The 15,155-nt window shown below is 59.9% G+C and carries 11 protein-coding genes; 2 read left to right on the top strand and 9 right to left on the bottom strand.

All coding sequences use genetic code 11. The features are described from left to right. Positions 1 to 10: 10 nt before the first annotated feature. From MK_RS06745 to MK_RS06710, 8 genes are all read right to left on the bottom strand, one after another. Positions 11 to 814, bottom strand: coding sequence for a hypothetical protein (locus tag MK_RS06745; RefSeq protein ID WP_148679758.1), 804 nt, complete (start codon positions 812 to 814; stop codon positions 11 to 13). Next, complete coding sequence (locus tag MK_RS06740) at positions 756 to 2,384, bottom strand: hypothetical protein (protein ID WP_011019632.1); 1,629 nt, start codon at positions 2,382 to 2,384, stop codon at positions 756 to 758. Before MK_RS06740 ends, MK_RS06745 begins: the two co-directional genes overlap by 59 nt. A 62-nt stretch (positions 2,385 to 2,446) precedes the next feature. Further along, on the bottom strand, positions 2,447 to 3,118 hold the full coding sequence (locus MK_RS06735; protein WP_011019631.1) for a hypothetical protein: 672 nt from the start codon (positions 3,116 to 3,118) through the stop codon (positions 2,447 to 2,449). A 14-nt stretch (positions 3,119 to 3,132) separates the two neighbouring features. Further along, complete coding sequence (locus MK_RS06730; RefSeq protein ID WP_011019630.1) at positions 3,133 to 4,044, bottom strand: ParA family protein; 912 nt, start codon at positions 4,042 to 4,044, stop codon at positions 3,133 to 3,135. A gap of 89 nt (positions 4,045 to 4,133) precedes the next feature. Continuing rightward, complete coding sequence (locus tag MK_RS06725) at positions 4,134 to 4,526, bottom strand: BlaI/MecI/CopY family transcriptional regulator (RefSeq protein WP_011019629.1); 393 nt, start codon at positions 4,524 to 4,526, stop codon at positions 4,134 to 4,136. Between the two features lie 172 nt (positions 4,527 to 4,698). Next, complete coding sequence (locus MK_RS06720; RefSeq protein WP_148679757.1) at positions 4,699 to 5,193, bottom strand: hypothetical protein; 495 nt, start codon at positions 5,191 to 5,193, stop codon at positions 4,699 to 4,701. Between the two features lie 1,033 nt (positions 5,194 to 6,226). Further along, a complete protein-coding gene (locus MK_RS06715) occupies positions 6,227 to 7,576 on the bottom strand; it encodes a hypothetical protein (RefSeq protein ID WP_158295969.1) in 1,350 nt (449 codons plus the stop codon). Further along, a complete protein-coding gene (locus MK_RS06710) occupies positions 7,527 to 9,695 on the bottom strand; it encodes an ATP-binding protein (RefSeq protein ID WP_011019628.1) in 2,169 nt (722 codons plus the stop codon). Before MK_RS06710 ends, MK_RS06715 begins: the two co-directional genes overlap by 50 nt. Before the next feature lie 65 nt (positions 9,696 to 9,760). On the opposite strand from MK_RS06710, the gene MK_RS06705 reads away from it, so the two are divergent. Continuing rightward, complete coding sequence (locus MK_RS06705; RefSeq protein WP_011019627.1) at positions 9,761 to 12,607, top strand: DUF1156 domain-containing protein; 2,847 nt, start codon at positions 9,761 to 9,763, stop codon at positions 12,605 to 12,607. A 1-nt stretch (position 12,608) separates the two neighbouring features. Here MK_RS06705 and MK_RS06700 read toward each other — a convergent pair whose 3' ends face one another. After that, positions 12,609 to 13,661, bottom strand: a complete 1,053-nt coding sequence (locus MK_RS06700) for an MBL fold metallo-hydrolase (protein WP_148679755.1) — start codon at positions 13,659 to 13,661, stop codon at positions 12,609 to 12,611. Between the two features lie 167 nt (positions 13,662 to 13,828). Here MK_RS06700 and MK_RS06695 point away from each other — a divergent pair, with 167 nt between their 5' ends. After that, entirely contained in the window at positions 13,829 to 14,734 is a 906-nt protein-coding gene (locus MK_RS06695; RefSeq protein WP_148679754.1) for a hypothetical protein, read from the top strand. The last annotated feature ends 421 nt before the right edge of the window (positions 14,735 to 15,155 follow it).

Here is a 15,155-nt window from a genome sequence, read left to right as displayed (position 1 = left end):
CTGTCCTAAATTAACTTTCAACTAACTCCTCCAACACCTCGCGCAACCGTGTCCGGAGGATCTCCCGGACGAGCGAGCGTAGGGCCGCCTTCGCGTTCGGGAACCTCCACTCGTCCGCGAGCACACCCGCCTCGTCGCCGTTCACCGTCTCCTCCGCCCGCACGGCGACCTCGTACTCCGCCTCACCCCGCTCGACGAGTTCCTCCACGACGTCCCGCACCGCGCGGACGATCCCGTACCGCACCACGTCGCTCTCCAGTTCCCCGTCCTGCACGACCCGCCGGAACTCCCCCTCTACGACCTCCGTCACCACCGACTCGACGTCCTCGAAGGACTCGCGGAGCCCCCTATCCAGGACCAACGTCACCTCCCGCGACCCGTCGTCCAGGACCAGCTCCGTGACGCTCACCGTTCCCGAGAGCACGCCCACCCGTCCACGCACCCGCACCTCCCGGGGGCCCGAGCAGGGGAACCTGAACTTCCGCACGTCCTCGAGGACGACGCGGGACTTCCCACCCTCACGGCGTAACCGGCCCACGAGCCAGCCGTCCTCGCGTAGCCTGCCCACGAACTCTTCGAACGTTTCACCGCGCTCCTCCCTTCGCTCGAGCACGCTCTCGAGTGAACCCGCGTCCGCCGCCGTCCGCGAGAGGTTCCAGCTGAAGGCGATCGAGAGCTCCGGGCCCTCACCCTCCGGGAGCACGCGGAGGAACTTACCGTGGAAGGGTCGCGTCGGGTGCACGCCGATCCAGGCCTCATCGCCGCAACCGCGCAGGTCCTCCGCGGCCCGCACGGCCTCCAGCGGGTCCGCCACCTCGGTGGTACCGGCGCCCCACAGCAGCATGACCCGGCACGGGCCGGGGTCTAGCTCCCGGATGGCCGTCACGAGGTCGCTCGCGGGCAACCCGCTCCCCACGCGCCTGGAGAACGCGCACGCGAGCACGATCGAGTACTCGCCGACCTCGCCCACGAAGCTTTCCAGTCGTTCCGACAGCCACTCCTCCAGCTCGTCGGCCGGGAGTACCCTCAACGCCCACCGCCCCGTGAGACGTGGCGCTCGGTCGCGATCCCGGGCGTAAAGTCGTCGGAACGAGAACAGTATCAAGGGTACCCACTAAGGCATGCGCGGCCGTCGGGGAGTTCGGGCGCGGTTCTAGCGGGGACCTTTTTCCGACAGGATCGCTGGGAGAGATCCTAGGAGTCATCGAGCGATAGGGGGTAGGACTGGGTTCAAGAGTTCCCTCGGCGTTTGTCAAGCGCCTCCTTGACGACGGAGTCCACGACCTCGGACAGTGGGTCGGGGGGGCTTCGCGCTCGGAGGAAGACCGATCGGTCTCGGTGACCAGCTCTTCGATCATCTCCTTCGTAATCCTGTCGAGCTCGCTCAGGTCTCGCTCGAAGATGCTCCACCTCGGATCGTACACTTCCGGTTCCAGCGTCCGATCCCCGAGTTCTATCTCCGGACTCGCTCGGAGTAAGTTCTTCGCCATTCGTCCGGGGTCGAACTCGACCACCTCGACGAGGTAATCCACCGCCCGTTTGAACTCACCACACGCCCGGCTGAAAAACGAACCTAGATCGTCGATACCCAACAGCTCGAAAGTAGAGTTGACCTCCTCAAGCTCGGGTTTACCGTGCTCTAACGTCTTTCTGATAAGATCCTCCAGCGTGTCGCGCAACCCTTCGATAAATTTCACCACTAGCTCCGAGCTATCCTCCTTCTGAACTTCATTCCTCAGCGATGACTGGGCCTCCTTGAACCAGTTCCTGACCTTTCCAACGGCTTCGTCGAAGGAGCTGCTATCGACCCTGTTCGAGAGCGCGTGGGCCGTGAGTATCGTTTCAGTCATTACGTGACCCAGCCTATGGACTCTTTCGGTAGTTTTTAGCTCTGGTACTCGAGTTGGGGACGGAGGAACCTCGTACCCGTTCAGTTCCAGGAGCTCCGTAGCCGCCTTGAGTTCGCCCGCATCGAGCATCCTTCCGACCAACCAGAGGTCAACAGCCTTAGTGAGGTCCGGTCGCTCGAGAAGGAGGTCGTGGATGAACTCGACCACCGCTCTACGGACGCCGAGTAACCACAGGGCAGCGTCACCGAACGAGCAGAGGTCCTCAAGCCTCAACTCTCCGTAGATACGTTTCAAATCTTTTTTTAAGTCCTCTACCATGCAACAGCAATGCTTCAAATTATATTGGATTTCATAAGTTATCTTTGATTTGATGTCATTCCATGGCTCCACCTTCTCGATATTAAGGTTTACAATTTGTTCGACGGTTTTGGGGCCAACGCCGACCTCCTCGAGTCGGGAGATCATGTACCGTTGCAGTGCCTCCCGGAACTCGGGTTTCGGCACAATCGGGACTTCCCAGTGCTCAGCATCCACCGGCACCGCCCCCAGTCCGTTAAACTCTCCGAGAGATCCTCTAGTCACTGCCTCGGCGGGTATCAGCCGACGTCTAGGATCCCGTTCACGGCCTCCTCCACCGGGTCCCTGGCGAGTTTCTCGATGCTCCTGAGGGTCTCGTCGACGTCGATAGTCTCCCCCGTCCTCTCCTCGAGCCAGCCCCAGAGGGCTACCCCGATCAGGAAGCTGGAACCGTGCCTCCCCGGGTGCTTCCGACAGAACTCCCCGTAAGTCTCGACCTCCTCCTCCGAGAACCGCTCGAGCATTGTCCGAGCCGCGTCCTCGAGCACCGCGCACATCATCGCCGCGAACAGCGGGTATTCCGTCAGGAACGCCTCCTCGACGACCTTCCGGGCGTTCCCCGTCCTGACCACGGCCGCGATCGGGGCGGCGCCCGGCGGCAGGTCCTCGAACCTCAGGGGGGTCTCGTCGAGGAGCCCGCCACCGTCCTCGAGGACGTTACGGACGATCTTCCAGGGCCTTTTCCCGTAGCGCTTAGCCCACTTCGTGACGACGTCGAGACCCGGTACCACCAGCGTCGTGTGGGCGTGCCTGACGAGCCTGGCGACCCCCCTCGTCACCTTACCGTAGTCGCCCCTCGTGACCGGCTTCCGGCCCCTCGAAGCCCGGTCGTCCATGATCTGGAGGCCGCGCTTGGCGTGGGTCACGGTCGAATCCGGGAGACCGAAGGCCTTGACGGCCAGCTCGAACACCGGCGCTCCCCCGCTCAGAGCCTGATCTCGCTGATCTTGCTCCGCCGCTCCCGCTCCACTTCAATCCTCCAGGCTATGTGATGGAACTTGGGCGTGACGGCCTGGGGCTTGGGGTTCCTACACCTAGCCGGAACCCCGGTGTTCGTGCACGAGCGGAGCTGGTCGTTGCTAGGGATCCAGATGACGTCGTCCTCGTCCAACGTCGTCCTCTTGAGGTAACCCTCGATCTCCCTGCGGATCTTCTCCGCCTCCTTCGTCCTACCCTTCAGCATCTGGTTGAGCACGATGAACCGCACAGGGTGTCGCCTGATGAAGTCGGGGATCTGATCGTAGGACTCCGGGTTCAGGACTGGAACCACTAAATCACAGTGTTCCAGCGCGTTGAGGACGAAGGTCGTCCTGACGTTCAGCGGAGGGGTGTCGAGGACGACGATACCGTCGAACCCGGCCCCCGTGATGGCGTTCAGGAACTTCCCGAAATCCATCATACCCGGCGACTCCGAGATGTGCGTGCTGAGGTGAGCTAGGAACACCTTATCGTGAACCGAGCACATAGGATCTGCATTGTCGAACTCCTCGGGATCCGGCGAGTATTTCACGTGGAACAACTCGAAACCACCGGTCCTCTCGACGGTCTCCTTCGTGACGCGTCTGGCCTCGACCATCCTGTCGCCCTCTAGTTTGAGGGGTGTTAGGTCGAAAGGCCCGATCCTGAAGAGGTCGGTAAGCGTAGTGGCCGCCCGCTCCGACTCCTTACCGATCGCCTGCGGATCGACGTCCACGAAGAACACCGGATGGCTCTTCACACCCTTCCACTTCCTCCTCCTGGCGAACTCGAACCCTACGTTGAACGAGCAGGTCGTCTTCCCGGTACCTCCCTTCCTGGCCGTGAACCCGACCACGAACACCTTACTGACCTTAGCCAAAACAAGACAATCCCCAACAACTTCTCCTAATTGGTACCATGAGGGCCGAGAAAATTAAACCACCGTCCCACACGGGGCCGCGCTTTCCCTCAAGTCGAGTGCCTATCCAGTATTCTCCGCATCTCCTCTGCGCTTACACGCTCAGCCGTCGGGGCGGATTTCTCGAGTCTCTCGCGTAGTTTCTGTTCCACCTCGTACTCACTGTCGCTGTTGATCGTGTAGATAACCCTACGTCCATTGATTTTGTGAGATTCTATGTAGCCTTTCTTCATCAACTGGGAGGCGAGCGAGTAGAATCTCTCTTTAGTTATGTCGTATCCTGATTCCTGTAAAACTCGTACTACATCGTCAGCTGTCATGCCTCCATGTCCGCCTGTCTCAACGTACGCTAGATAGAGCAAGCCGAGCACGGCGCCGGTTTTGTCCAGTTCTCCCCGTTTCAGAGCTTTAGCAAGCTCCTCAAGCTCGCGTTCCTCGAGCATTCTCAGCCCTCTTCCTACTAAAGGAGGGAGATATATTAGCAACTTTCGGTAGGGTTGCTAGAAATTTCGAGAATTTCCTTTAGGTTGTCAAATCTGATGAATTATCACACGGGCGCAACTTAGTGGGATAGTTTGGTGGTTTAGCAATAGCTTAGGTCTGTTGTGTTGGCTGTTAGTGCTTTGAGGGTTCGGTAACCGCGCCATGCACGTGCAGGGAGAGTCGCTTTAGGAGGTCTAGCAACCGCCGAAGGTAGCGGCGGACGAGGGGTCGGGAGACCCTCGGTGAGCCCCTCGGCCACGGACAGGTCGGGAGCCGGAGCCGCTCGGGCTCCAGGCGCGTGCGCTCGGCCTCCCGGACCGCGGACTCCCAGTCCAGGTGGGGGAGGACAGCCGCCGGTAGCTCGTAGAGGAAGATCGATTCCTCGTCGACGGCGTGCCGGACGTGGGCGGGCGGGTAACCCTCGGTGACCCTGAGGGCGTGGGTGAGCGCGTGCACGGCGTACTCGGCGGAGCCCTTCCCCACCTCGGTTCCCAGTCGGTCGTCCCGGAGGCGGACGTAGTACGTGCGCGTCTCGTACGACCAGTTACCCTCCTCGAGGGTCTCGGCCCTCCCGTCGGACTCCGGGGGTGGGACGGGCGGCGTAGTTACCTTGATGCCAAACTCCACCCATCCATTGAGGGCGTTGTGTCTATCCTAAGTGGAACGTATTCGAACGTGTTCTACGTACTAATCGGACGGAAATCTTACAGCCGGAACTGCCCAACATGGGCCGGAAGCTGATGTTCAATTTCTCCACTCCCTACCGCTAGCACCTGAGATATCGGACCGTGAGGTGAGGAGAAAGAGGGAAGTGAGTGAAAAACTAGTCCGGGTGGGACTACGTCCCTGGACTCATAAAAGACGGTAGTGGATGGAAGTTTGACACCGTGTGATCACCAACTACCTAGTAGTATCTTGATCACTTCGGGAATTGGTGGCAGTATCGGTGAAAGCCAGTTCGAGATTACATTCTGTAGTAAAGTATTCCGGAAGCTTAGTTTACTTTCGATGTGGTATAGTTTACTTTCGATACTGCTAAGTTTTGAGATAGTTTCTATAGTCAGTAAAAGGTGCAGTAACGAAGTATTACTAAAGTACTCTGTCGCGAATTGGAATGTAGGTTGGATGCTGAATGTTGGTGAGTAGTAGACTCTGCATACATATCGAATAGTCGGTGATCCTAAGCTATATTCAACCCCAAATTCGAGAATGAACATGGATATTCACCCCATCTAAGAGTATCATATGTGTCATATATAAAGATTAATGGTATGAAACTGTTATATTTTGAACCTTCCATATTCTGCCTATTTCTAAGAAATAATGTTGGCTAAGTAGGTACGAAAGAAGCTTTATGTTAACCCTAAATGGCGAAGTTGTAACAGTTAAGGAGATATTGATCACCTACATGAAGATGTTGAACTTAGGTGAGAAAACTGAAGTGAATGTGGGGAAGATAACTCTATTACCGCTTGTTCTGACTTGAATCAAAATGACAGAGATAGTTCATATACTTATACTTATGAATAAAGGCTTGAGAGTGGTTAACTAGAAGGTCTAGCACTTGGATTAATCGGTCAGGGAATCCGTAAGCTTCAGGATAAGTAGAGATGGTGACGAAGAGGATGGTAGTTCCGACCCGTAGTCCTCGCTCACCGTCTCAATCGACCTTCTCCACTACGGCATGCGCTTCTTCAGGGTCCAGGGCATCCGCGAGCTCTCTGACGGATTCTTCGAAGTCGGTCAGTGAGTCCCGGTCGAATCGGCCGGTGAGGTGGAGTTCCGCGCCGCTCGCTTGGCCCGCGGCCAGCCTGACCGCGATCCACCACCCGTCGTTCCGCGGACTGACCCCCTTCTTCTCACCTTCCAGCACGCCACCCTCCACCTCGATCCTCACCCGGACCTCCTCAAACCTGGCCAGGTACTCGGTATCGACGTAGTCCAGGCCCTTCACACTCTCCAGTTCGAGCTGCACCCGAGCACGCCCTCCCACGATCAACACCGCGTCCGCGACCTCCCTCGCGAAATCCACCGGATCTCCCGCGTACCCGACCTCGACCCGCTCCTCCGGCAGTCCGACCCGCACACCCTCACTCACCGACTCCAGGTCCCGTAACGGTCGATCACCGCGGTACACGACCAGGCGACCGCGTTTCACACCCTCCACGACCGCGGGCTCCACGAACGCCGGGTTAACCCCGAGCCTGCTCGCGAGCACGTCCAGCGTGGCCTCACCCTTCTTCTCCACAACGCCCACGACGTCGTCCACAGTCACCTCCGCCTCGGACGGCACGCTCACGATCCCACCGTCCTCCTCCAACTCACCGTCTTGCACCAACCGGCTGATGGCACCGTTCACCCGACTCTCCTCCAGCCCGAACCTCTGCGACAACCGCCGGACCAGTTCCCTCCTCGCGATACTACCCTCCCGACGCACCTCGTCCGACACCAGCCTCGTCACCTTCAACTCCTCGAAGACCCAAGCGTTCGGCTCCTCCAGGACGGCCTCCAGGAGATCCTTGTCCTCCTCCAGATCCCCGGGCCCGACGATCCCTCCCTCGTCCTGATGCCGGAGCACCAACCCGGCCCTATCCAACCCCTGAGGGAGGTCCTCTCTCACCAACTCGAGCAGTTCGTCGTCCGAGAGCCACCTCTCCTCCTCGCTCCAGTTCGTGTTCCTCGGTTCCTCCAACCTTTTCATCACGTCGTCCAGGAAGTCCTTGACGGTCTCGTCAGCCCCCATGAAGTCCGCCGTCCATCCCACCGGAGGGTGCAGTACCGTCGGATGCCCGAACCTCGCCTTGGAGTCCACGCCCTTCGGTCGCCTCAGGAAGAACCGTGCCTTACCCGTGTCCACCACGAAGAAGCCCTCCTCGCACCCCTTGACGATCATCGCGATCACGTCCTCTTCCCGACACCACGGGCACCCGGGCTTGGAGTACGCGTTCTTCAGGACCTCCTTAGGCATCATCTCCACGCGCTTCTCCACCAACCCCTCCGACACGAACATCCCCGGGTTCTTCACCCGGCTCGAGGAACCCGATCTCCTCCAACTTCTCCCCGAGAGCACTCCCCAGACTCCTCCCCTCCTCGACACTGAACATCTCCCTCGCCAACCCGCCCTCGGAAGGGTACCGCAGGATCGTGTAACCCTCGCGGAGGAGCTTCCGCACCCTGTTCCGGTACTCCTCCTCCTTCCTCCTGAGCTCCTTCCCGTGCTCCCGGGCGAGCTTGTCGTCGGACCTCAGCGCCCTCTCGACGGCCGATAACCTCAGGGCGGCGTTCAGGAGCCGCCTCTCGCGCCCTTTGTCCTGGAAGACCAGGAAGACTGGGGCGTTCTCCATCTCGGCCTTCTCCCAGAGCTCCTCGGCCCGCTCCTCACCCTCCCACGGTGGTAGTACGACGACGCGTGGCTTGGGTTCTCGAAGCTTGTTCAACAGTTCCTCCTCGTCCTCCCACAGGACCAGCGCGTCCCGTCCCAGGCCCCCGATACTCCTCAGCTCCCTCTCCAGTTCCTCCCTGGCCCGGTTCCAACCGACCCGCTCCTCCCTCGGCATGTAGGACTGGATCACGGAAGAGACGTTCATGGTCCTGTCGAAGTAGTACCGCTCCCCCTCCCTGTGCAGGTAGAAGAGCGTGTCCTCCATGGGTTCGAGCGCCCTCTCCACGTCGGACAGTTCCACGCCCTCCCCGGGCCTGGCCACGTCCAACAGGAGGTCCTTCGGCGTCGCACCTCTCTTCCTGGAGTCCGGGACGAGACTGCGCACGAACAGGGCGTACGCGAGGCGGCGCGCCAACTCGCCCTCCTTCTCCACCAGGTCGTCCAGCTTCTCCCTGAGGTCGCCCGCCGGCTCCTCCCAACCCTCGGGCTTCACCACGGCCTCCTCGACCTCCGTCTCGTCCAGGAACACGTCCCCGAGGTCGAACACCGGAGCCTCCCACTCGCCCTCCTTCCACCTATCGAACGCGTACCCGACGACCTGCATGAGGATCTCCAGGTAGCTACGCGTCAGCTGGTAGGGCTCCTCCCTCGTGACGCTCCTCAGGACTTCCAAGAGCCTGGGGTGGAACGGGTACGTCTCGCGCAACCGCCTCACCGCGTTCGCCGCTTCGTCTCGCGGGATGCCTTCCGTGCCCGCGAGCTCGGAGGTCAACTCCTCGTACGCCTCGACGACCGCTTCCCGCGCCTCCTCCACGTCGACGTCCTCCCTCGGGCGTAGGAGCCATACCTTGGCGATCTCCGCGGCCTCTTCCACGTCGCTCACGGGGATCCTCTCCTCTCCCACGCGGTCCAGCTGCTCGACCGCCTCCTCCCCGACGTCGTGCACCTCCTCGCGCAACACCGCCTCGGACTCGACCTCGCCCTCCTCCTTCAACCGTTCCAACTGCCGCTGTACCTCGCCACTACCCTTCGGCGCCGAGACCACCATCGCCACGGGAGCGTCCGCCTTACCCACCACCCTCGCCAGGATCTTCAAGAACTCGAGACCACGGTCCATCTCCTCGCCCGACCGGATCAACATTCCAGTCACCTCGTCCAACAACAGGAGAACGCCGTCCACCCCGTCCAGCGCGCGATCCAGGAGCTCCTCGACGTCGCCCTTCGAGGGGGTCATGTCCCGAGAACGCCACTCCTCCGCGAGCTCCGGGTCGACCCGTTCGGCCAGTTCCACCCACCACCTGGGCTCGCTCACGGAATCGCCGTCCAACACGACGACCCGCACGTCCTTCCCCTCGAGGGCCGACAGGACTTCCTCCAACTCCTCCAGTCGCCGCTCGTCCACGTAACCTCGGGCCCTCTCCAGGAGGAGTTCCCTAGCCCTCTCGCTCGTCGCCAGGTGGTAGAGGGTGACGAGGACGTGGGTTTTGCCGCCGCCGTAGCGTTCCGTCATGTACTGGACGGGCTCGCCTCCTTCCAGTCCGGCCACGCGTTTCAACGCGCTCACGACGGTGTTCACTAGCCCCTCGGTCGGGACGGTCAGCGCCAGGAACTTCTCGGGGTCGGACTCGGGGGTACCCTCCCGTTCCACGTGTGATAGTTCCACGCTCAGGACGTTCTTGTTCCTGTTGATCGCGTGCTCCGTCGGCTCGAAGACGTCGAAGACCGAGGGGAGGTCCCCGCCGCTCAAGACTTAACCCCGAGGTAAGTTGTGGATTGGACGCTACGTAAAAAGGGAGTCGGAGGGGAGGGCGCGTGCCCACTCGGGACAGGAAGATCGACGAACGGTTCCCCGCCAGGGACGTTACGGACGAGGTGGCTAGGGAGATGCCGATCACGGGTAGACCACCACTGCAGTACATTCACGTGTGGTGGGCGAGGCGGCCGCTGTCAGCGTCCAGGGCTGCCGTGCTCACCACCTTGGTCCCAGTTGATGCCGATGAGGATGAACTCCTAGAGATCCTTCACGTTGGGGAGGATCAGGCCTCCTGGAAGTACACTCCCGTGACGGGTTCCCACGCCGACACGTCGAGCAAGGGCGCGGATCTGCGACAGTTCATTCCGGGTGATGCTCGAGATGAGGGTCACGGCGTGACCCTTCGACGTATGTACCGAGAGGCCACGGGTTCCGAGAGACCGTTGGTCGTGGATCCGATGGCGGGTGGTGGGTCGATCCCGTTCGAGGCGTTGAGGCTCGGTTGTCGGGTGGTCGCAGGCGAGCTGAACCCGGTCGCGTGGCTCGTGCTCAAGGCCACGCTCGAGTACCCGGTCGAGTACGGGGGCGAACTCCTCGAGAAGATGCGCGGGTTCTTCGCGGAGATCCGCAAAGAGCTCGAGCAGCGCGTGGGCGAGTTCTACGGTGATAACGATCGCGCCTACGTTTGGATCAAGTGGATCGAGTGCCCGAGGTGCGGGTTGAAGGTACCTACCCGCCCGAACTGGTGGTTGTTGAGGAAGCGGGGTAAGCCGGAGGAGTCGCTGGTCATCTTACCGGACGTGCCCGAAGAGGGTGAGGGTAACGAAGTCGGGTTCGACGTAGTTAGGTACTCCGAAGCTCGGGAAGATGGGTTCGACCCGGGCCGGGGTACCGTTAGTCGAGGGGCGGTGACCTGCCCGCGGTGCGGAACGACGATCCAACGGGAACAAGTGCACCGGCTTTCCCGCAGGCACTTCGAGGACGAGCACGGGTTCGTCCGCGCCTACCTGGCCGCGATCGTGGAGGGCTCGGGTAGGGGGAAGGAGTACCGCGCCGCCACCGATCGGGATCTGGAGTTCTTCGAGCGGGCGCGGGAGGAGTTGTTCGAGCGGTGGGACGAGCTGGTCGCCGAGGACCTCATCCCGACCGAGGAAATTCCGGAGGGTGAGAAGACTAGGGAGCCCAGGCTTCGCGGGATCGACAGCTTCTACAAGCTGTTCAACGAGAGACAGTTGCTCGTGCACGCGGAGTTACTCCGCGTGATCCGGGAGTTGAGCGGGGGTTTAGACGACGAGTACCGCGAGCCGCTCACCGTCTACGCGATGATAGCCTTCGACAAGATGATCAACTACAACACGATCTGCTCGCGATGGGAGTACACTCGCGGAGTTGTCAAAGGCATCTTCGACCAGCACGCGTACTCGTGGGCTTGGGACTACGGCGAGATGAACGTGCTCGCGGAGGACGGTGGCTGGTACTGGGCCGCACCGAATGTACTCAAAGCGTTCAGACAGATCTCTCAAGCACTGTCAGGCGTTGATGGAGATGTTGAGGTGATCCTAGGAGACGCTAGAGCCCTACCTCAGCACCTAAGGAACCTAGGCGTGGAAAGCGTCGACGCGATCGTCGTCGACCCACCTTACTACGACAACGTTCAGTACGCGGAACTCGCCGACTTCTTCTACGTATGGTTGAAACGCCTGTTCGGACACCCGACGTTCCTCGTCACCATATCGAGATCCTCGCCGGAGAGTGCCATGGAGTTCCAACGCGCGTTTTCGAACGAGCTGACGCCCAAGGACGAGGAGATCGTCGCCAACAGAACCCGGCACGACGACCCCGAGCGGGAGTACGAGCGAGGACTTCGAGAATTCCTCGAAGCCTGCAGGGAAGTCCTCCCCGAGCACGGACGATTAACCCTAATGTTCACGCACAAGGCCACGGAGGCCTGGACCTCGCTGGTCCGAGCCCTGCGGGACGCGGGGTTCGAGATCACGGAAGTATGGCCAGTGAGAACGGAGTCTGAACACTCGCTCCACCAGCGTTGGAAGGCGGCCGTGGGCACGACCCAGATCATCGCGTGCCGCCCGCGCTCGGGGAGCGAGGTGACCACGTGGCGTCGCGTGAGGGACGAGGTCCGCCGGAACGTTCGGGAGGCGTTCAGGAGGGCCGCCGACCTCGTGTTCTCCGACGCCGAGCGCCTGGTCGTGGCCCGCGGCGCCGCCCTACGCCCGTACACGCGGTACGATAAGGTCCTCAGGTCGAGGGGCGACGAGGAGGTCGAGGTCTCGCCCGAGGAGGTCATGGAGGAGGCTTACCGGGCCGTGCCCGAGGCCATCGCCGACCAGTTCGAGGAGACGATCGGCGAGACCCCCGGCTTCGAGGACCTCGACGAGGCGGGTAGGTTCTACTTCCTGTACCGGTTCTTCTGGGGGTACCCGAAGGAGCCCAGCGAGGCTCCCGACTACGAGGACGTGCTCATGCTCGCCCACGCCACGGACTTCCCGCTGAACAAGTACGAGTACCGGAGGCGACCCGACGCCAAGGGCAAGCTAGTCAGGGTATCGTCGACCAGGGACAGGGGGACCGTCGCCATCCTGGACGACTTCGAGTCCAGGAAACCGGGCCGCGTGAACAACCAGGTGGACGCGCTCCACGCGGTACTCACCGCGCTCACGCGCGAGGGAGACGAACTCGACATGAGGACCGCCCTAGAGGTGGCCTTCGAGCACGAGGAGCTGTTCGAACCCATCGCCCGGGCCCTGGCCAGGCTCAGGGAGTACAGGCTCGAGGAGGTCGAGGACGAGGGAGAACTCGACGAGCGTTACCCGGAGCTGAAGTACGCCGCCCTCGTCCTGAAGAAGATGAGGGAGGTGAAGCAGAGGCGGAGGTTGCTGGGCGGATGAGTCAGGGCGGGAGCTCGAGGGACTCGTCCCTGCACCCTCTCCCCACCCACACCCTCACCTCGTCCACGAACCTGGAGTAGTACCGTTCGAGGCGGGTGGCGTCCCCGGACCGGTGTCTGAACACGAGGCACGAGGGTTCCAGCTCGGTGATCAGTCGGGTTATCTCGGGTCGGGACGCGTGCCCGGACCTGGGGATCACGTACGCGTACTTCACTCCGACTCGACGCCTCAGATGGTGGACCGTCGCCCAGTTACCCACGACGGCCTCCACGAGCCCCGCCTCGGCCAACTCCCTCGCCTTCTCCCAGCTCACGGTCAGGTACAGGGAGCGCACCAGGGGCTCGTCGGCCACGTCGTACTCCCACTCCACGTCCCCACGCCTCTCCAAGAACTTGAGCTTCCGATCGGTTTCCGAGTCCACGACGACGTCGAGTCCCAGGTCCGAGGCCACTCGGAAGGCCGTGTCGATGATCTCGAGGTCCGTGGGTTGGAGGAAGGCGAGGACGTCCCGCGGGTCGTGTAGGGACAGGGCGTACTCGAAAACCCTCTCGTTCCCGCCCAGCTCGGGAGCGTCCACGAGGGCCCGCGTGGCCTCCGAGACGATCACGTCGACCCCCTCGCCCCCGACGACCTCACGCACGGCCTTCCAGAGGGGTTTGATCTCACCATCGATCGTGCGCGGTCCCACGTGCCAATCACCCGTGACCAGGACGTTACACTCCTCCAAGTCCAGGACGTAGGCGTACGCGCTGCACGTGTGTTCTACGGGGATGGGGTGGACGATCACGTCGTAGAGCATCGACTTCACCTTCTTCACGCCCACCGCGCTGTCCACGAGCCCCAAGTCGTCGCGCACGTCACCCGGGCACAGTACTTTCGCACCGTTCCTCGAGTACCTGTCCAGGGAGGCCACGTGATCGAGGTGGGCGTGGGTGAGAAGGAGGTAGTCGGTGTCCTCCGCGTGCCACGGGTTGGGGCCCGCGTCCACGGCGACGATCGTGCTCCCCGTATCCACCAGCACGCCCGCCCACGAATCCGCGGGACGAAGGAGCACGCCCCCGTCCCCCGAGCACTTCACACCCCGGTGGTGACTGTACGGGGAGTTGTGCGCCAGTCGTTGGATCCCCAGCGCAGCCGAGAAAAAACACCTCGCTCCACAATGTTTATTTAGTAACTCTTCTAAACGTTGCGGGAGCGGTACCTCAGCCCGTGGGGAAGTACGTGATCGTGTTTAGGGAGCCTGCGGAACCGATATACTGGAGGGCGAAATGGTTACTAGCTGCGGTAAAGTGCTATCGGGAAAACAAGGAGTGCAGGGATTACATCCATAAAGAGATTGGTATCCACAAAGATGTTAAGGTAAGTCAAAATGATATAGAGACTAAGATCTTAGTGGAAGCGTTTATTAAGACCGATGAGAATATTAAACAAGGTGATATAAATACGATTTTAGTGGCATTACTTAACCAATCACTAGAGCTGATGGCGAAGTACATTGCAGAGCGTTTAATGTGGCTTATCGGAATATGGAAAAAAGGAAAAGAAGGTTACTACGTAATACTGAATCCAAATGATGCTAAAAAGGTAAGAAGGTGTGTATATAAGAGTCATAATGTAATTGACATACTTGATCATTTAAAGAAGACGCTTAAAGATATAGATGGGATAGCTGAGAAATTATGCGATGAAGAATATTCTAATAATTGTAGATTAAGTGAGTTGGCTGATGAAATAAGTAAATTTATCAAAAAATATTGTAATATACTAGAGAAAATGGAAGATGCGTATTATGATAAGTATTCTGATAACATTGAAAAGGGCGAGTTATGGTATTCTAAGAATGATGTAGATAAAGCTATAGAAGTCGTAGAAAAATTTGATAGAAGTATTGTAAGTTTAGCTATAGACGTAAGTGCACATATCCCTGGGATACTTACAGACATGAAATGGATATTATCAGAAATACGAAAAGCTGGCTGTGTTCCAGAAAATGAGATTAAAAAGAAGGCATTAGATAAGCGCAAAGTAAATGAGAAGGAACTACAAGAAATTATCAATTTTGCCGTTGAGAATAGTTGGATCGAGCGAAAAGATGGCGAGTTAAAATGGATGAAAAATCAAATTTAAACTAAATAGGGAGTAAAGTTCGGGTTGTAGCTATACTTCGAAGAACCATCACCGGGCCATCTGAAGCCTCCCCCGCCTCTCCCCGAGGCCCCCATGCGACTCGCAGCCTCGGGAAGCGCCGAATGACGTACTGTCTTCCTCTTCCGACCGAGGTCAGAGACGATTCCCAAGCCGATTAGTCCATTCGCGTACCGACGGATGAATTCGGGCCAGCTCCCGTACCGTTCGATCACCTCCTCCGGGCTCACCCGGACGGGGCCGATCGGCCGGTAGTCCTCCGAGTAACCGAACCCCGGTCGAGCTCGACCCTGGACAGGCGGATCCGCTCGAGTTTCTAACAGGAAGATCCTGCCCCATGGATTACTCCACAAAGCTTCCCTCGCCAGCTCCGGGCCTTCTCTCTTCGAATATCACGGCGTGG

This window comes from Methanopyrus kandleri AV19, assembly GCF_000007185.1.
GTDB lineage: Archaea > JAADCQ01 > Methanopyri > Methanopyrales > Methanopyraceae > Methanopyrus > Methanopyrus kandleri.
Note: the sequence above shows the minus strand (reverse complement) of the source record. Positions and strands in the feature narration are given on the sequence as shown.

Bases quoted from the DNA above. Each gene is read 5' to 3' on its own strand.
- MK_RS06715 (WP_158295969.1), bottom strand. From the start codon at position 7,576: ATGTTCGTGTCGGAGGGGTTGGTGGAGAAGCGCGTGGAGATGATGCCT.
- MK_RS06725 (WP_011019629.1), bottom strand. From the start codon at position 4,526: ATGCTCGAGGAACGCGAGCTTGAGGAGCTTGCTAAAGCTCTGAAACGG.